This is a genomic window from Bradyrhizobium sp. SZCCHNR2028 (assembly GCF_032380995.1).
Lineage (GTDB): Bacteria > Pseudomonadota > Alphaproteobacteria > Rhizobiales > Xanthobacteraceae > Bradyrhizobium.
Map to the genome: position 1 here is coordinate 117,431 of NZ_JAUHJF010000011.1, position 18,263 is coordinate 135,693.

The 18,263-nt window shown below is 65.9% G+C and carries 16 protein-coding genes; 7 read left to right on the forward strand and 9 right to left on the reverse strand.

The window, feature by feature from the left end; genetic code table 11:
* Nucleotides 1–235: 235 nt before the first annotated feature.
* Both QX121_RS18840 and QX121_RS18845 read left to right on the forward strand, forming a co-directional pair.
* Nucleotides 236–2,023 carry a chloride channel protein gene (locus QX121_RS18840; RefSeq protein WP_315812732.1) on the forward strand — a complete coding sequence of 596 codons (1,788 nt, stop codon included), beginning with the start codon at nt 236–238 and terminating at the stop codon, nt 2,021–2,023.
* An 81-nt stretch (nt 2,024–2,104) separates the two neighbouring features.
* A complete protein-coding gene (locus tag QX121_RS18845; protein ID WP_315812733.1) occupies nt 2,105–3,436 on the forward strand; it encodes a sorbosone dehydrogenase family protein in 1,332 nt (443 codons plus the stop codon).
* A gap of 22 nt (nt 3,437–3,458) precedes the next feature.
* Here the strand turns inward: QX121_RS18845 and QX121_RS18850 are convergent, their stop codons facing one another.
* Entirely contained in the window at nt 3,459–4,226 is a 768-nt protein-coding gene (locus QX121_RS18850; RefSeq protein ID WP_315812734.1) for a thermonuclease family protein, read from the reverse strand.
* 156 nt (nt 4,227–4,382) lie between these two features.
* Here QX121_RS18850 and QX121_RS18855 point away from each other — a divergent pair, with 156 nt between their 5' ends.
* On the forward strand, nt 4,383–5,420 hold the full coding sequence (locus QX121_RS18855; RefSeq protein WP_315812735.1) for a S1C family serine protease: 1,038 nt from the start codon (nt 4,383–4,385) through the stop codon (nt 5,418–5,420).
* Nucleotides 5,421–6,247: 827 nt separating this feature from the next.
* Here QX121_RS18855 and QX121_RS18860 read toward each other — a convergent pair.
* Together QX121_RS18860 and QX121_RS18865 are read right to left on the reverse strand one after the other, a co-directional pair.
* On the reverse strand, nt 6,248–6,592 hold the full coding sequence (locus tag QX121_RS18860; protein WP_315737124.1) for a hypothetical protein: 345 nt from the start codon (nt 6,590–6,592) through the stop codon (nt 6,248–6,250).
* 141 nt (nt 6,593–6,733) lie between these two features.
* The gene (locus tag QX121_RS18865; RefSeq protein ID WP_315812736.1) at nt 6,734–7,039 is read right to left on the reverse strand and encodes a hypothetical protein; all 306 of its coding nucleotides are present in this window, start codon (nt 7,037–7,039) and stop codon (nt 6,734–6,736) included.
* A 1,579-nt stretch (nt 7,040–8,618) separates the two neighbouring features.
* On the opposite strand from QX121_RS18865, the gene QX121_RS18870 reads away from it, so the two are divergent.
* The 4 genes from QX121_RS18870 to QX121_RS18885 all read left to right on the forward strand — a co-directional run bounded on the left by QX121_RS18870 (nt 8,619) and on the right by QX121_RS18885 (nt 12,398).
* Nucleotides 8,619–9,185, forward strand: a complete 567-nt coding sequence (locus QX121_RS18870; protein ID WP_315812737.1) for an MBL fold metallo-hydrolase — start codon at nt 8,619–8,621, stop codon at nt 9,183–9,185.
* A gap of 27 nt (nt 9,186–9,212) precedes the next feature.
* On the forward strand, nt 9,213–9,731 hold the full coding sequence (locus QX121_RS18875) for an MBL fold metallo-hydrolase (protein WP_315812738.1): 519 nt from the start codon (nt 9,213–9,215) through the stop codon (nt 9,729–9,731).
* A gap of 249 nt (nt 9,732–9,980) precedes the next feature.
* Complete coding sequence (locus tag QX121_RS18880) at nt 9,981–10,667, forward strand: isochorismatase family cysteine hydrolase (protein WP_315812739.1); 687 nt, start codon at nt 9,981–9,983, stop codon at nt 10,665–10,667.
* Between the two features lie 75 nt (nt 10,668–10,742).
* Nucleotides 10,743–12,398, forward strand: coding sequence for a regulator (locus tag QX121_RS18885; RefSeq protein WP_315812740.1), 1,656 nt, complete (start codon nt 10,743–10,745; stop codon nt 12,396–12,398).
* Between the two features lie 320 nt (nt 12,399–12,718).
* Here QX121_RS18885 and soxA read toward each other — a convergent pair whose 3' ends face one another.
* The 6 genes from soxA to QX121_RS18915 are packed head-to-tail and all read right to left on the reverse strand — an operon-like array spanning nt 12,719 to nt 18,256.
* Nucleotides 12,719–13,495, reverse strand: a complete 777-nt coding sequence (gene soxA, locus QX121_RS18890) for a sulfur oxidation c-type cytochrome SoxA (RefSeq protein WP_315776540.1) — start codon at nt 13,493–13,495, stop codon at nt 12,719–12,721.
* On the reverse strand, nt 13,495–13,815 hold the full coding sequence (gene soxZ / locus QX121_RS18895) for a thiosulfate oxidation carrier complex protein SoxZ (protein ID WP_315812741.1): 321 nt from the start codon (nt 13,813–13,815) through the stop codon (nt 13,495–13,497). The genes soxA and soxZ overlap by 1 nt, the downstream gene beginning before the upstream one ends.
* A complete protein-coding gene (locus tag QX121_RS18900) occupies nt 13,815–14,294 on the reverse strand; it encodes a SoxY-related AACIE arm protein (RefSeq protein WP_409999354.1) in 480 nt (159 codons plus the stop codon). Before QX121_RS18900 ends, soxZ begins: the two co-directional genes overlap by 1 nt.
* Before the next feature lie 15 nt (nt 14,295–14,309).
* Nucleotides 14,310–14,753, reverse strand: a complete 444-nt coding sequence (gene soxX, locus QX121_RS18905; RefSeq protein ID WP_409999355.1) for a sulfur oxidation c-type cytochrome SoxX — start codon at nt 14,751–14,753, stop codon at nt 14,310–14,312.
* On the reverse strand, nt 14,740–16,017 hold the full coding sequence (locus QX121_RS18910; protein ID WP_315812771.1) for an NAD(P)/FAD-dependent oxidoreductase: 1,278 nt from the start codon (nt 16,015–16,017) through the stop codon (nt 14,740–14,742). Before QX121_RS18910 ends, soxX begins: the two co-directional genes overlap by 14 nt.
* A 55-nt stretch (nt 16,018–16,072) precedes the next feature.
* Nucleotides 16,073–18,256, reverse strand: coding sequence for a xanthine dehydrogenase family protein molybdopterin-binding subunit (locus QX121_RS18915; protein ID WP_315812744.1), 2,184 nt, complete (start codon nt 18,254–18,256; stop codon nt 16,073–16,075).
* Between the last annotated feature and the right edge of the window lie 7 nt (nt 18,257–18,263).

Sequence of the window (18,263 nt, forward strand, 5' to 3'; positions counted from 1 at the left end):
TTGAGGTGCGCGCGCCCGCTGCGGAGATTCCCGCGGCGGGCGCCGTCGTCTTGTGCTCCGGCAATTTGTGATTTTGGCGGTGGCGCAGTTGAGGCGCAGGATCGCGCGAGCCGCGGCGGTTCCACTTTCCGGACCAGTCAACCACGTTTCGACCGGAAAGGAATTCGCGCTTGTTCCGCTAGTTGCGACGGGTTATTGCCACGGCGAGGCCTCATCTTAGAAGAAACGGCTCTCCGTGCTGTCGACGCTGTCGCATATCATCGATCGCAAGGCTTCGAACCGGGTGGTCACGCGGCTGCGGGCACTGCTGCGCAGCAATGAGTTCTACCTGATACCGTTGGCCCTGGTGATCGGCGTTGCGACGGGTGCGATCGTGACGGTGATGAGCCTGATCGCGCAAGTCGCGCATGTGGTCATTTACGGCATCCCGATCGATGTCCGGCTCAGCGCTCATACCTGGGTCAACCCGGTGGTCGCCCTGATCGCGCCCGCCTGCGGCGGCCTTGCGCTCGGCATCATGGAATGGCTGCGGCGGCGCTGGAAGATCGCGGCCGCGGTCGACCCCGTCGAGGCCAATGCGCTGCGCGGCGGACGGCTGTCGATGCGTGACAGCATCGTGGTGAGCGGCCAGACCCTGGTCTCCAACGGCTCCGGCGCGTCGGTCGGGCTCGAGGCCGGCTACACCCAGATCGGGGCCGGCGTCGCCTCGCTGCTCGGGCAGTATCTCACGCTCCGCCGCAACGATCTGCGCCTCATCCTCGGCTGCGGAGCGGCCGCCGCCATTGCGGCCGCCTTCGGCGCGCCGATCACGGGGGCGTTCTATGCCTGTGAGCTGATCGTCGGCGTCTACTCCGTCGGCAGCGCGGCGCCGATCCTGGCGGCCTCGCTGGCGGGTGCGCTGACCTCGCAATATCTCGCCGGCGCGCCGTATTCGCTGGAGGTCGCCAAGGTCGGCGCGGTCGGCTTCGAGCAATACATCGCGCTGTTCGTGCTGGCGCTGCTCGTCGCCGGCATCGGCATCCTGGTGATGCGCGCCTCGCCGACGGTCGAGCGGCTGTTCGTCCGCATTCCGGTGTGGCTGCGCCCGGTGATCGGGGGGGTCTGTGTCGGCGCCATGGCGATCGTGACGCCGCAGGTGCTGGCGGCAGGCCACGGCGCAATGCTGCTCGACCTGCATCGCGAGATGGCGGTCGGCATGATCGCCACCATCATCGTGCTCAAGCTCGCCGCCTGCCTGATCTCGCTGGCCTCGGGCTTCCGCGGCGGTCTGTTCTTCGCCTCGCTGTTCGTCGGCAGTCTGCTCGGCAAGCTGTTTGCGGGCCTGCTCGCGCTGGCCGGCCTCGGGCTCGCGATCGACCCGCTGGTGGCGATGCTCACCGGCATGGCGACGCTCGGTGTCGCCATCGTCGGCGGGCCGCTGACGATGTCGTTCCTGGTGCTGGAGATGACCCGCAGCGTCGACGTCACCGCCGTCGTGCTGGCCGCCTGCATCGTGACCTCGGTATGCGTCCGCGTCCTGTTCGGGCACTCGTTCTCGACCTGGCGCCTGCATCTGCGCGGCGAGACCATCCGCAGCGCCAACGATGTCGGCTGGCTGCGCAACCTCACGGTCGAGCGGCTGATGCGCTCCGACGTCGCGAAGGTGCCGACCACGACGAGCATCGCGGCCTGCCGGCGCGAGTTCGCGCTGGGCACGCGCCAGGCCGTGGTGGTGGTGAACAACAGCGACGATTATTGCGGGCTGGTCTCCTTGCCCGATTTGTTCTCGGGCGAATTGGATTCCATTGCCGACGAGATCCAGGTGGTCGAGCTCGCGAAATATTTCGATGTCGCGCTGTTGCCCGAAATGAACGTCAAGACGGCGATGAAGATCTTCGACGATTCCGGCGCCGAGGTGCTGGCCGTGCTGGAGTCGGAGAACAGCCGGAAGGTGATCGGCTTCCTGACCGAGTCCTTCGCGCGCCGCCGCTATGTCGAGGAGATCGACCAGGCGACGCGCGGCGTGCTCGGGGCGCTGTCGTGAACGCGTCCCATCGCCGCGACGCGTGATCCCTGGGCCGGCACCAGGGCAGGCTGACGGCCGATCGAGACGCGTGAGGACTGCATGACGAGACGGATGAGCACGGCTATCGTGGCCGCCTTGAGCGCGCTGGTGACGGCTGCGGCGACAGCACAGCTCGCGGTGCTCAAAGGCAAGGACGCGTTCGGCAGCTGGCAGGGCGATGCACCGGGCACGATCAGGCTGATCCGTCCCGAAGACCTGCCCAAACCGGGTGCGACGGCGTCCGCAGCCAACGTCTCCCGCGTGGTGCAACGACCGGCCTCCGCCGTACCGAAGGTCATCGACGGTTTCAAGATCGCGCTGTTCGCCGAGGGGCTGAGCGGGCCGCGCATCATCCGCACCGCGCCGAATGGCGACATCTTCGTCGCCGAGACCCGGGCAGGGCGCGTCCGCGTGCTGCGCCCGAGCGAGGACGGCAGCAAGGTCGCGTCGAGCGAGATCTTCGCCGACCGGCTCGGCCATCCCTTCGGCATTGCGTTCTATCCGAGTGCCGATCCGCAATGGGTCTATGTCGCGAGTACCGAGCGCGTCATGCGCTTTCCCTATCGTGCCGGCGACATGAAGGCGCAGGGGCCGCTGCAGGTCGTCGTGCCCGATCTGCCGGCCGGCTACGGCCATTCGACCCGCGATGTCGTCTTCACCAGGGACGACAAGCGCATGCTGGTGTCGGTCGGCTCCGTCGGCAATGTCGGCGAAGCGCTGGGAGAGCCTGGCGGCGGAATCAGTGCCTGGATCAAGGCGCATCCGCTCGGCGCGGCCTGGGGCGGGGAGGCCGACCGTGCCGGCGTGCTGGCGTTCGATCCCGACGGCAACAACCGCAGCCTGTTCGCCACCGGCATCCGCAACTGCGTCGGCCTCGCCATCCAGCCCACGACCGGAACGCCGTGGTGCTCGACCAACGAACGCGACGGGCTCGGCGACGATCTGGTCCCGGACTACGTCACGCGCGTGAAGGAGGGCGGGTTCTACGGCTGGCCCTGGTACTATCTCGGCGACAACCCTGACCCGCGCCATGCCGGCGAGCGCCCGGACCTCAAGGGCAAGATCACCGTGCCCGACGTGCTGCTGCAGCCGCATTCGGCCTCGCTCGGTCTGACGTTCTACGACGGAAATCTGTTCCCGCCGGAGTATCGCGGCGACGCCTTCGCGGCGGAGCACGGCTCGTGGAACCGGTCCAAGCGCACCGGCTACAAGGTGATCCGCGTCCGCCTCAAGGACGGCGTGCCCACCGGCGAATACGAGGATTTCGTCACCGGCTTCGTCCTCAATGACCGCGAGGTCTGGGGCCGGCCGGTCGGCGTCACCGTGGCGCGCGACGGCAGCCTTCTCATTTCCGAGGACGGCAATGGCACGATCTGGCGCGTGAGCCGCTGAGCGCCGCACCACCACCTGTGACTCACTTCTTCGGCGCGCGGCAGTTGAAGGCGCGGCGGAAGCCGGCGGCCCTTGCGTCGTCCTCGGAGCAGAACCAGCGATCGGGCTCGGTGGTCGCGGGATAGCTCGGGCAGCCCTGCAGATGATAGATGCCGATGTTGCCGGTGACGCGCGCGCGCACCGCGAACTTCCCCTTGATGCTGCAGCCCGGCGGCGCGCTCGGCGCGTCCGGGAACAGCACGGCACGGATCTCGCGGTCGCGGTCGGTGCGGCAGGCGGCGCCGAGCAGGGCGCCATCCTTCTTGTCGGTGCGGAACTCGGCCGGCGCGACGAAGCAGCCCTTCCAGAGTCCGCGCAGCGCCTCCTTGGCCGCGGCGACATCGTCCTTGACCCGCGCCTTCGCGGCCGGGTCGGCGCCGACGGCGAAACCTGCGCGCGCCATTTGCTGGTTGAGGCTGACCCTGTCGCCGTCGACGGTGCAGAGGCCGATCCTGCGGGTCTTGAGCGGCTTGTCCGGACCGAGATCGTCGCAGCGCACCGCGCTGCCGCCGATCAGCTTGCCGAGCTGCTCGCGCGCCTCGACGCCGCAGCTCCAGGAATCGGCGTGATCGTCGATGCAGAGCTGGTCGACCTCCGGCGCATCGATGCCGTCGAGCCGGAACACCGTGTCGCCGAGCTGGATCGTGTCGCCGCTGCGCACCGTGGCGCTTGCGGCCAGCGACGCGCCGGTCATGCCGGCTCCCAGCACCATGGCCCCACACAACGACAACAGCCGGTCTCGCAGCCGCATGCTTCCTCCCGCAATCACATTCATCAAATACCCGGCCGAAGTCCTATCACAGCGCGCGTGAGTCTCGCCAAGGGCGGCGCGGTCCGGCACCGCCGGACCGCCACCTTGCGCGGGGGGCGGCTGCTACCCATCTGACCGGGCGAAGGAAATCTTGCCATGTTGGACTTTACCTCCGATCTCGCCGGCGATGCGCTGTCGCCGTCGCGCGCGTCTGCTGCTGCGCCGGCCGACGACCGCGCGCTGCTCGACGCCTATTCCAATGCCGTCATCGATGTCACCGAGCGCGTCGGTCCTGCGGTCGTGCGTGTCGAAACCGGACCCAAGGCTGGGGCGACCGCCGGCTCCCGCGGCGGGCTCGGCTCGGGCATCGTGATCTCGCCCGACGGCCTCGTGCTGACCAATAGCCATGTGGTCGGCTCCTCCAAGAGCATCCGGCTGCGCGACGTCGAGGGCGTCGTCACCGACGCGCAGGTGCTCGGCGTCGATCCCGACACCGATCTGGCGCTGCTGCGCGCCAACCACGCGCGCGACCTGCGCTACGCCGCGCTCGGCAATTCCAAGAGCCTGCGCCGCGGCCAGCTCGTGGTCGCGATCGGCAACCCGCTCGGGTTCGAATCGACGGTCACCGCCGGCGTCGTCTCGGCGCTGGGGCGCTCGATCCGCTCGGTGTCGGGCCGCATGATCGAGGACGTCATCCAGACCGACGCCGCGCTCAACCCCGGCAATTCCGGCGGCGCGCTGGTGTCGTCGGCCGCCGAGGTGATCGGCATCAACACCGCCATCATCCAGGGTGCGCAGGGCATCTGCTTTGCGGTCGCCAGCAACACCGCGCAGTTCGTGCTGTCGGAGATCATCCGCCACGGCTATGTCCGCCGCGCCTATATCGGCGTGTCCGGGCAGACCGCGCCGGTGCCGCGGCGACATGCGTTGCTCGCCGGTGTCGAGAACAAGATGGGCGCGCTGTTGATGCAGATCGAGCCGGACGGGCCCGCGGCCCGCGCCGGCCTGCTGCCGGGCGACGTCGTGATCAGGCTCGACGGCGTCGAGATCAACGGCGTCGACGACCTGATCCGCGTGCTCGACCGCGACCGCATCGGCCGTACCATCGCGATGGACGTGCTGCGGCTCGGCAGGTTGCGCGGCATCGACATCGATCCGGTGGAGCGCAAGCCGGTGGCAAGGCAGGCGTCTTAGCATTGCATTCGTGAGATGCTGAGCTGCAGCCACGACCACAGCTGTCGTCCCGGCGAACGCCGGGACGCATAACCCCAGGGAGCAGTTTGAAGCAGGTGCGTCGTGAGCACCTCGCGCCACACGTCCGCCGCGGCGTATGGGTCCCGGGTCGGCGCCGCGCCGCGCTGTCGCGCGTCACGGCGTGCCCGGGACGACAGCGGTGGGTGGGGCGGATATACGCTTCAAACAGCGATCGGTATAAGGTCTCGTTCCCGCGGCGCGTCGCGCCCGAGTTCTGCGATCAGTTCGGTCCCTCCTGATAGTGCAGAGGGCGCAGGGAATGCCGGGTGAAGGCCTCACCCATGGCCCGCCTGCTGAAAAAATGCAGGCGGCAGGTACCACAGGTGCTGCCGTAGCCGGCATTCCCTGCGCGATGGTCTTCACGCTTATACGCAGTCTCCCTGGTGCGCCGGGCTTGTTGGCCACCATTCGCGACAACGCTTGCGCATTGCGCGGGACACCAGCATCGGGGTGTCAGGACGCTGCGACTTCACGTCCGCAAGCGATCGTTCGTCCGCGCATCCGAAGACACACTGCGATCTCTCGCGGCCATCGCTCCCCGCCTCGCGTGTCGTGACGATCGCGCGCAACGCTCCTCCGCAGTGAGGCGGGATGCGCGCAGACAACCGCGATTTCTGGAAATACGCAGCATGTTTCTACCCGAAGTTCAAGGTGGCCATGGACCTTGCGGGACGCTATCCGGAACGTCGGCTGGAGCCCAAATTCCGGACCGATGCACCGCTGGGCCCAAGACGGCTTGCTACACAGGATGGCCAGAGGGCGGCTGGTCAACGGTTAGCATCCACGATGATCTTAGCAAGCAACCACACTCCGAGACCAATGATCAGGATCGGAGCCAGTGGCCAAGGCAAGTTGAGAAGCGCCCAAAGCCCCCCTGCGAAGCACACGACCCCGCAAGCGACCCAGAAGCCTTCGATCCTGATGTCCATCTGCCAGCGGGCATACTCCGCCGCGAGGATGAGGATGCCAACACCCATGAGAAACCATTCCCAGGGCACCGGCACCAGCATGGCGATGCCGACCCAGATGAAGAACACGGCCCAGGCAACGGCGTCGATCTGCCCGGCGATTTCGGTGGACGATCCGCGATTGAACGCTGGCTGGCTGTTCATGCCTTTCTCCATTTCGTCGTTCGAAGGAACGAGCAACCGAAGACCTAGAGCTTGGGTTGCATGGACCGGATCATGGCCTGCGCTGGAACAAGGGCGGCAACTCTCCCCGACCCGGGGGGCGCAAGCGACCGATAGGCGGAGCTACTCCGACCACAGGATGTCGAAGTGGTTGAAGCCAATTGACTTCGTTACGAACTTGGGGGTCTTGCCGGACAGGCCTGCCAACGCGCCCGACGCGAACTTGATGAGGGCCTTGCCGGACCCGGCTAAGCCAACTGCCCTTCCGTCCTTCATCTCGATCGTTGCGGTTCCTTCCTGCATTTGGGTTAGGGCGAGACCCCCGGGCGTCCTGTGGACGCCGCCGACGAGGACCAGCTTTCCAGTTGGACCATCTCCGATCAAACTGAGCACAGAACACGTCACCATTGTAACTAATCGCTTGATCATGGAGTGTCCTACTGCGAAGTTACGCGACCTTGATCTCAATACGAGCCCGCCCATTGACCGAGATCAACAGGGCAATCATGTGCGTCGGATGCGCACTCTCTAAGCTGGAAGGCGATGGGCCGCCCCCGGACCGCGCCGCCCGGGTCAATCCATCAACAATGAGGCCCGGTCAGGTCAGGCAAGCAGACGCATTTGGACCTCGGTCGACAAGTCGGGAAAGGGCACGTGCCGACATCGGCGGGGTGACCTTAATCTCTCATGCCATCAGAAACCTTGCACGACTTGAGACCGCGAAACCAGCCTTCGATCTCCTCGGACTTCATAGGGTCTTTGTGAGCGCCCACTGAAGGGTGAGACGACACGGCATTCGTACACCCGACACACACCGGCGACTCAAAGGCGCACCAATTCTCTGCGGGGGATTTAGATGAATGCCTGAAGCAGTTAAGCCAAGGTGGCTCGGATGCGCCCATATGTCTGTCACTCCACGTAACAGGCTGCGACCGGAAATCTACAGTTTTTCGTGCGAGCGACCGCTGTTGTGGGCTGCTTGCAAGCCATGGCATGCGCGGCAGTCAGGACAAGATTCCTGCACCTTCTCGATGGCGCGGCGACATAGATCGACCGGCTTCTCTTGGCCGTCAGCCGCCGAGGCCAAGATCTTCTCGGCGAGGCATGCCATCAAGGAAGGTGTCCGCTTTGCTTCGGGTATCGTTCTTGCAGCGTCCGCCAGAACACCCCGCAATGCGGCGCGAGGATACGTTTGCGACCACTCGCTCTGCGTCAGCGCCATCAGTTCCCCCACAGACAGACAACTCACACTACTTACAAACGAAAATCGGCTGTTGAGCTTTGCTCGGCGCCTCGCGCTCGAAAATTGGGCCGTCGAATGTGACATTCGACGGCCCAATTCGTTCGGTGTCACTGGTGAACGTTCCAGGGGCGGTCACACCGAGGAGACGAAAGTATAATTAGGTCATTGAAAGCCGGACATCTTGGCTATCTCGACTTAGGTATCTCGATGCGCTTCGCGGAGGCGGGTAGTTTCCCCATTTCATTCTCGATCAGCCGGAGCAATATGCGGCTCTTATGCGGATCCGTCTCCTCTCGCAGGAGCGCTTTGTAGTGAACCAGGTTCTGGTTGACGATGAAGCTTTCCAAGTCAGTCATTCGAGCCTCGCCTTCCCACGTATCATTTATAAGGTATGCGGTGCGCGAGGCAGAACCATTTTCAGTGCCCAAATCCTGCAGACATTGCTCAATGCGCGCCGGGGGGCGTCCCCAACCGCCCTTGGCGTGCTCAATCTCGGTAGTCCGCATTGGGGCGCAAGCCGCTGCTTGGCGTTGGACTGCGGTAGATCGGCTCTGGCCTGAAGAACGGACATCGCGTTCGGGGCCGGGCGGCGCCTTGGGCCAGACGGAACCCGACAGGCGCTGCTCCATCGCCCTCCAGGGCCCCTCGCATTGTCCGATGTCAATGCTGCCGGGACCAGAGGATTAAGCTCCCGACCCGAAAGTCGTGCCGAGAGGAGGCCGCCATGTTGTTTGGTCCGTGTGGTTGATGACTCGATCGCCGTCGTTGTCGAGACGCCACCTGCTTTGCGCCGGCGGCGCGGGCTTTGTGTCCGCGATGGTGGGCACGCTGGTCGGGAGCGGGCGGAGCGCAAGGGCTCAGGCACTCGGCGGAGCCGTGCCGCAGGTCGATCGCTTGAAGGTTCGCATGGTCAGCGACATCATTGTCCGTCGCTTCGGGATCTCGCAAAAGCTCGGTGACCTCTCGATCGCGCGCATGCAGGGCAATGAAACACCGGATGTGCCGCCCCGCGCCACCCTGGTCGGGGAATGGGGCCTCTCGATGCACGCTGAATCCCAGCGTGACAATGAGGTCCGCAATATCCTCGTCGATTTCGGATACAATCCGGTCACGCTGCTGACCAACATGGAGATCCTGAAGATCCAGCCCGAAGAGTTCGACGCGCTCGTCCTCAGCCATGGCCATTACGATCACTTCGGCGGCATGGTGGGGTTTCTCTCCGCGACAAAGGGCAAGCTTAAGAAGGATCTGCCCTTCTTCGTCGGCGGTGAAGACTGTTTCTGCACGCGGACCGTCGGGAATGGTGGTCAGTTCGGGGCGCTCGATCGCTAGGCCATCAAGGAGTCGAACCTCATCCTGATGATGGCGGACGGGCTGGCCGTCGTTGCCGATCATGCGTTCACGACGGGCAAGATCGCGCAAAGCAGCTTTGAAAAGCCGCTCAGTCCCAGTCGCGAGAAGGTAGGCATCGCCAATGGCTTCGGCTGCTTCCCGGACAAGGTCTCGCCGGGGAAAAACGCCGGCGAGTTCGTCGTGGACGACTTCGAGCACGAGATCGGGACCAATTTCCTGCTGAAGGGAAAAGGTCTGGTGATTCTGACCTCGTGCAGCCACCGTGGCGTCATCAACACCATCAGGCAGGCCCAGCGCGCATCGGGAGTTGACAAGGTTCACGCGGTGATTGGTGGCTTCCACCTCGTGCCGCCGCTCGACGATGCCTACTTCAAGCAGGTCATCGCGGAGTTGAAGGACATCAACCCTGATTACCTCATGCCGGCCCATTGTACGGGCGAGCCGTTCTACGACATGGTCCGGCGCGAAATGCCGGGGAAAGTGTTCCAGTCGAACGTCGGAACGCTCTATACGTTTACGACCTAGTTGGTTGCCCCACCTTCGCGACGGGCTGACCATCGGGACCATGCGCCGCGTGCAGCGGCCGCCCAAGAAATAAGCTGAGGCGTCGGCGAGGGCGGCTGCCCGGCAATCGAGCAGCTTCAGGTCCTTTTCTCAAGTCATTGAAACGGTTGTCTCTTCCAAATCCGCGGCAAGCGCGAGCCGATTGTACACAATGGCACAGCGCTTGCTTCGTTACTTGCGAGCCATTCTCGCGGGGAGGCAATGGTCGCCATGGCGGACTCAATTGCATCGGGTGGAGTGAGCATCGCCGCCGAGCCCGAGCCGATCGCGCTCGACTGGGACGAGACCGCGCTCGTCATCATCGACATGCAGCGCGACTTCATGGAGCCGGGCGGTTTTGGCGAGACGCTGGGCAACGACGTCTCGCAGCTCGCGCGCGCCGTGACGCCGATCGCGAACGTCCTGGCGGCGGCGCGCAAGATGGGCATGCTCGTCATTCACACCCGCGAGGGCCACAAGCCGGATCTGTCCGATGCGCCGCCGGCCAAGGTCGAGCGCGGCGCCCCCAGCTTGCGCATCGGTGATCCCGGCCCGATGGGCCGTATCCTTATTCGCGGCGAGGCCGGGCACGACATCATTCCCGCGCTCTATCCTGTTGATGGTGAGGTGGTGATCGACAAGCCGGGCAAGGGCGCATTCTACGCCACCGAACTCGGTGAGGTGCTGAAGCATCACGGCATCGCCAACCTCCTGGTGTGCGGCGTCACCACCGAGGTCTGCGTCAACACCACCGTGCGCGAGGCCAATGACCGCGGCTATCGCTGCGTCGTCGTCTCCGATGGCTGCGCGTCCTACTTCCCGGAATTCCATGAGATGGGCCTGAGGATGATCAAGGCCCAGGGTGGCATCTTCGGCTGGGTCGCGGACTCGGCCGCGGTCCTGAAGGCGATGAACTGAGAGACGAGCCGAGAGACGAGTTGAGACGGATGAGTTCGACGATGTAGGCGCTGACAGCAACAGGGGAGCAAGGCGATGAGCGGAAACGGAACGGCAAGCGCGGTCAATGCGGATTTCAAGCCGGTGCTGTGGACACCCGGCGATTGGAACGCATTCTTCGGTTTCGGCACCAACATCCTCGTCAACATGCTCGTGCTCACCGGGCTCTTGCGCTTCGTGCTGAAGATGCCGGACAGCCTGGTGTTCGGTCGCATCCTGCCGGCGCTCGGCCTGATGATGTGCCTGTCGACGTTCTACTACGCCTTCCTCGCTTATCGCCTCGCGCAGAAGACCGGACGCAGCGACGTCTGTGCGCTGCCCTCGGGGGTCAGCGTGCCGCACATGTTCATCGTCACCTTCGTGATCATGCTGCCGATCACCTTGAAGACCGGCGATCCGCTGAAGGGCTGGTCGGCCGGCCTGGTCTGGGTGTTCTTCCAGAGCTTCATCCTGATGATCGGCGGCTTCGTCGCGCCCTACATCCGCAAGATCACGCCGCGCGCCGCGCTGCTCGGCACGCTCGCCGGCGTCTCCGTCACCTTCATCTCGATGCGCCCGGCGCTCGAGATGTACATGACGCCGCAGATCGGCCTGGTGTGCTTCGCGATCATTCTGGTGAGCTGGTTTGGCGGCGTGAAATATCCCAGGGGGCTGCCGGCCGGGCTCGTCGCCATCGCGGTCGGCATGGTCATCGCCTGGGGCTCGAACCTGTTCGGCCTCGGTCTCGGCGGCCTCAGCGTCAAGGGCCTCAGTGATGCCTTTGCGAGCTTCGGCTTCTCGGTGCCGCTGCCGGCGTTCGGCACGGTGTTCTCCGGCTTCGAATATCTCGGCATCATCCTGGTCACCGCGATCCCGTTCGGCATCTACGACCTCGTCGAGGCCATGGACAACGTCGAGAGCGCGGAAGCCGCGGGCGACGAATATCCGACCACGCGGGTGCTGACCGCCGACGGCATCGTCAGCCTGATCGGCTGCATGATGGGCAATCCTTTCATCAACGCGGTCTATATCGGCCATCCCGGCTGGAAGGCGATGGGCGGCCGCATCGGCTACTCCGCGGCGACCGGGCTGATGGTGATCGTGCTGTCCTGGCTCGGCATCATCTCGGTGCTGCTGGCACTCGTGCCGGTGGTCGCGATCTCGCCGATCCTGCTCTACATCGGCATGCTGATCGGTGCGCAGGCGTTCCAGACCACGCCGGTCAAGCATGCGCCCGCGATCGTGCTCGCCTTCACGCCGCATCTCGCCGCCTGGGCCAAGCTGCAGATCGACACCATGCTGGCCTCGACGGTGACGGCGGCACAAACCGTAGGCGGCCTCGCCGCCGACAAGGTCGATGCGGTCAAGACCGCTGCGATCGCCGCGCTGCCGCAGCAGGGCGTGCTCTATCATGGGTTGGAGGTGATGGGCGGCGGCTCGATCCTCGCCGGGCTCGTGCTCGGCGCGATCGGCGTGTTCGTGATCGAGCGCGACTTCGCCAAGGCGGCGGCCTTCGCGCTCGCCGGCGCCGTCATGACCTATTTCGGCTTCATGCACGGTGAAGCGGTCGGCATCGGCGGCGGCCTCGGCGTGACGCCCGCGGTGGCGCTGGCCTATGTCGTGGTCGCCGGCGGATTGTTCGCGCTGGGCCGGCTCGGCATGTCCGAGAGCTACGTTCCGCATGCGGAGATGCAGGCGGCGCCCGCGGAGTAGAGTCCGATGACGTCACGACCACCGTCATTCCGGGGCAAGGCCGCAGGCCTTGAGCCCGGAATCTCGACGTTGTCTTGCGTCCGTTTCTCACAAGCTCGGGATTCCGGGATCGATCGTCAAAGCGCAGCCGCTTTGCGCCTTCGCGTTGCCGATCGCCCCGGAATGACGGTGGAACGCCGGCAGGGCGAACAGCGACGCATCCGGGTCGGTCCGATGCGTCCCTGCGCATGCGGATCGGTGAAGGAGAGGCGGGGCATCGCGGCTCCGTTGCCCCATCAATCCGATCTTGGTTGGTTGCGTCGTGGTTTGGTTCGACGCACTCATGGCCGCACCGCCGGCGCGTCCATCGGCATGCCACGCGCGCGCGACATCAGGTAGAGCTCGAGCGCGATCATGTCGGGCGCGTCGAAGTCGAAGGCTTGCGCGCGGATGCCGGTCATGCAGCCGCGGAGGCGGCGCTGCAGCGAGCCCATGCCTTGCCATTCCAGCCGGTAGATCGGATAGCCCGTCGGCTGTCCCTGCGTGATCGCGGAGCCGGCAAGATGCTTGCTCCAATTGTCATCGTGACAATTGGAGCAGGCGAGGTTGAGCTGGCCCTGCCGCTGCATGAACAGCTCGCGCCCGCGCGCAACTGACGGCTCCAGCCGCGGATCGTCGCCGGCGGTGATCGGCATGCCGCGCGATTGCCGGGCGATCAGCGCTGTCAGAGCCAGCAGCTCGCGGCTCTCAGGGGCGAACGGCTCAGCTTCCTGATGCTGCCTGCGGCAGAGATTGACGCGCTGGCCGAGATCGACCGGAGCGGCGCTGGCGGCATTGAAGGCCGGATAGCGCGCGGCGACGCCCTTCATGCTGACGTCGACCTCGCCATGGCAATCGTTGCAGGATTTGTTCGCCGTGCCCGCTTTCGTCGTCCACAGCGTCTCACCATCGAGCACCGACAGCATCGCGGGATTGGCGGTGTCGTCGTCCTGCATCGCCCTGGTGTCGGACGACATGAAGTCATAGCCGGAGCGGCGCGCGGATTCCGCAATCTCACCCGCGACGACAGGCAACGCTGCGCCCAGCAAAGCTGTGACCGCGAGAAGCGCGCTCCGCATCATTCGACCGTGATCGCCGCCGAGGCGCTGGAAACGAAGCCGTTGTCGCCGATCCATTCGAACTCGAAGCGGCCGCTCTCGCGCGCGGTGGTGAAGAACGACAGGAACGGATTGGCGGCGATGGCGGGAAACAGATCGGCCCGAAAGATCTCGGTGCCGTTGAAGCGGCAGGTGAAGCTGGTGATGATGTCGCGCGGGACGGCTTCGCCCGCCGCCGTATGGCGATAGCCCGGCTCCATGACGTGGCTCATCAGCGTCTTGATCTCGACGACGGCGCCGCGCTTGGCCTTGGCGGGAACGTTGACGAGGGCGGCAGGCATCACGGCATCTCCTCGGTGCAGGCGGCCAAGGTCACGATGACGTCGACGCTCGCCGACCAGAACGAGCCGTCGGACAGTCTTGCGATCGCCACCACCTTCTGCGTGTCGGCGAGCCGGATGCGGGTCGTCACCTGGGCGCGGCCGGCACTCGCTGTCAGGTGAAAGTTGGCGACGTTGGGCTGCGGATTCTTCTCGTTGAAGACGTGGATGCTCTTGACGAAGCTCTCGGGCGCCATCGGGTGATCGACGCTGACGGTCATCGGCACGGTGTTGCCGTTCTCGACCAGCGGCGGGATGTCGAGCCGGACCTTGCCGACCGTCACATTGGCTTCGCCGACGAGATTGCGGATCGCGGACGCCAGCATCGCCGGCGTCGCCTGCGCCGGCCGGACCGTGATCAGCGGCAGCGCGCCGGCGGCGGTCAGCGTTCCCGCCAGTTGCAGCAGGTGGCGGCGCGAGATGTGGGACGATTCGAACATGCCGATCATATGGGCTCACTCGCGCAAGGTCGCGAGATAGGCGACGATGTCTTCGATCTGCTCCGCCGACAGGATCGGCTTGTCGCGCCAGGCGGAACCGACGCGCGTCAGCCCATCCACGCGGTAGTAGGACGGCATGATCGTTTCCGGATTGAGCCTGGAGGCATCGACCAGCCGCAAGCGGAGCTGCGCGGGCGTGGAACGGCTGCCGGCGCCGGCAAGGCTGGGCGCGAGATCGCCCTGGAAGCGTACCTCCGCAAACGGGCCGGAGTGACAGAGGAGGCAGGTCGAGCTGCGCGCGACCACCAGCGCGCGGCCGCGGGCGGCGTCGCCGGGCCGTCCGGTGAGGGAAGAGGCGATGCCGTCGCCGGTGATCGTAGTGGGCGCGAGTGCCTGCGCCGCGACAGCGGCGGGCAGGGCGGCGACGATCGCGGCGATCACAACGCTAGCCGAAGGCATCATGGGTCAGCACCTTGAACCAGGCCGTCGCCGCGTCGGCCTCACGCGCGCGCGTCTCGCGCGGGGCGTCGACCGGGCTGCTCCGGCCGCCCTCGACCTCGGCGAAGATGTCTCCCTTGGGCTGATAAACGCCTGCCAGCGAGAACGCGTAGTCCGGCGCGACGATGCTGTAACAGATGCCGGTCAGCGGCGGCGGCTCCGACGGCCGTCCCGTCAGATCGCGCACGATCACGCCCGCACACGCCTTGCCCTGCGCCTGCGCGGCGCCGGCCGATTTCGGGATGCCGCCGCCGAGACAGGCGTCGCCGATGACGTGGACATCCGGGACGAGCTTCGAGGCGAAGGTCGCGGCATCGATCGGGCACCAGCCGGTGCGGTCGGCCGCGCCGGCGAGCGAGGCAATGCGCCCGGCCTTCTGCGGTGGGATGATGTTGGTCACATCGGGATTGTAGTTGCCGAACTCGGTGACGACGGTGCGCGTGGCAACGTCGACGCCGGTGACGCGGCCGCCCTGCGACAGCGGGATACGCTCGATCATTCCGGCATAGAGCTGCTGCCACGCCTGCTCGAACAGCTTCTGCTGCGAGAAGCTGTCCTTGGCATCGAGGATCAGCACCTTCGACTTCGGCTTGTGCGTTTTCAGGTAGTGCGCGATCAGGCCGGCGCGCTCGTAAGGCGCCGGCGGGCAGCGCGACGGATTGGCCGGCACCGCGATGGCGACGGTGCCGCCATCCGGCATCGCCTCGATCTGCTTCCGCAGCAGCAGCGTCTGCTCGCCGGCCTTGTAGGCGTGCGGCATCGCTTCTGATGCAGCTTCGTCGTAGCCCTGCAGGGCCGTGAAATCGAGATCGATGCCGGGCGCCAGCACGAGGCGGTCATAGGCCAACGTGGTGCCGTCGGCGAACGTGACCTTGTGGGCCGGCGCATCGATCGCCGTGGCCGTCTGCAGCACGACGCTCACGCCTTCGGCTGCGATCTTGTCATAGCCGAACTGCTGGGCACTGATATCGCGCAGGCCGGCGATGACCTCGTTGCTGAGCGGACACGCCGTGAAGGTCTTGTTGGCTTCAACCAGGGTGACGTCGAGCTTTGCATCCGCCTGGCGCAGCGCGCGGGCGCAACTGGCGCCGCCGAAGCCGCCGCCGATCACGACCACGCGCGCCATCGCTTGTGCGCGCAGCACGGCAGGGGCGGCGATCATGGCAACGCTTGCCGCGATCAGGCCGCCGACCTCTCTGCGCGTGCGCTGCCGGGACATCGTCATCATCTTGCAATAGCACGGCGGCGGCCATTGTTCCCAACGGCTGCCGCCACGCGGGTCATGCGAAGGTGATGTTCTGGGCGCGCAGCGGCACCGAGCGGATGCGCTTGCCGGTGGCAGCGAAATACGCATTCAGCACCGCGGGCGCGGCGACGCCGATGGTCGGCTCGCCGACGCCGCCCCAGAAGCCGCCGCTCGGGATCATGATCGCTTCCACCTTCGGCATCTCGCTGATCCGCATCGAGTTGTAGCTGTCAAAGTTGGTCTGCTCGATGCGCCCGTCCTTCACGGTGCAGCCGCCGTAGAACAGCGCCGACAGGCCGTAGACGAACGAGCCCGCGATCTGCCGCTCCACCTGCGCCGGATTGACCACGTAGCCGGGATCGGTCGAGGCGACGATGCGGTGGATCTTGATCTTGCTGCCGTCGATCACCGAGATCTCGGCGGCGCCCGCGACATAGCTGCCATAGCCATGGAGCTGCGCCAGCCCGCGATGAACGCCGTCCGGCGCCGGCGTGTCCCAGCCGATCTTCTCGGCCACGGCGTTCAGCACCGCCAGATGCTTGGGATGATCGGCCATCAGTTTGCGGCGGAATTCCAGCGGATCCTGGCCGGCCGCATTGGCGAGCTCGTCCATGAAGCATTCGAGATAGATCGCGTTCTGGTTCACGTTGACGCCGCGCCAGAAGCCCGGATTGATGTGCGGGTTGCGCATCGCGTGTTCGATCAGCAAATTCGGCACGGAGTAGCCGATCGTGGCTTCGCCCGATGGCGCGAGCCCCTGGAAGGTCGCGGGGTCCTTGCCGTTGACCAGCGCGTCGGGCCGCAGGCTGAACAGGATCGACTGGCCGGAGATGCGCATGTGCAGCGCGGTCAGATTGTTGTCGGCGTCGAAGCCGCCGGTCAGCTTGCACTGCGTGATCGGGTGATAGCGGCCGTGGGTCATGTCCTCCTCGCGCGACCACAGCAGCTTGACCGGCGTGCCCGGCATTTCCTTGGCGATCTTCACGGCTTGGCGGACATAGTCGGTCTGGCCGCGCCGGCCGAAGCCGCCGCCGAGAATCAGCTTGTGCACCTCGCACTTGTCCGCCGGAAGCCCTGAGGCTTCGAGCACCGCGGCGAACGCCGCCTCGCCGTTCTGCGTGCCGCACCACACCTCGCAGCGATCGGCCGTGTAGAGCGCGGTCGCGTTCATCGGCTCCATCGTGGCGTGGTTCTGGTAGGGATAGTCGTAGACCGCCTCGACCTTCTTCACCGCGCTCGCCAGCGCGGCCTTGGCATCGCCGTTCTCGTTGCCGACGAAGGCCGGCCCGGAGTCCAATCCTTCCGCGAGCCATTTGGCGATCGACGCCGAAGAGACCTTGGTGTTCTCTCCTTCGTCCCAGACAATCGGCAGCGCATCGAGCGCCGTCTTCGCGTGCCACCAGGTGTCGGCGACCACGGCCACGGCGGTGCCGTCGATCGCCACCACCTTCTTGACGCCATTCATGCCGGCGATCTTGGCCTCGTCATAGCTCTTCAGCTTGCCGCCGGTGACCGGACAGTCCTTGATCGCGGCGTTGAGCATGTTCGGCAGCTTCATATCGGCGCCGTAGATCATCGCGCCGGTGACCTTGTCGGCGGTGTCGAGCCGTCTCACGCCCTTGCCGATCAGGGTCCAGTCCTTCGGATCCTTCAGCTTGACGTCGGCAGGCGGCGTCAGCTTCGCGGCGGCTTCCGCCACCTTGCCGTAGGTCGTCGTGCGGCCCGAGGCCTTGTGGGTGATGACACTGTTGGCGGCGGTGCATTCGGCCGCCGGAACCTTCCATTCGTCGGCGGCCGCCTGGATCAGCATCATGCGCGCGGCGGCGCCGCCCTTGCGGACGTAGTCCTGCGAAGAGCGGATGCCGCGGCTGCCGCCGGTGGAGAAATCGCCCCACACGCGCTTGCGGGCGACGTTCTGGCCGGGCGTCGGATATTCGGTCGTCACCTTGCTCCAGTCGCAGGCAAGTTCTTCCGCGACGAGCTGGGCGAGACCGGTGAGCGAGCCCTGGCCCATCTCCGAGCGGGCGATGCGGATCACCACGGTGTCGTCGGGCCGGACTACGACCCAGGCATTGACCTCGGGCGAGCCATCCGCGGCGCGCACGATTTGCGGCCCGCCGAACGGGATGTCGAGGCCGAGCGCGAGGCCGCCGCCGAGCGCGGCGGTGCCGATGACGAAGGACCGGCGGCTGAGGCGCGGCGTCACATGCTGGTTCATGCCGTCC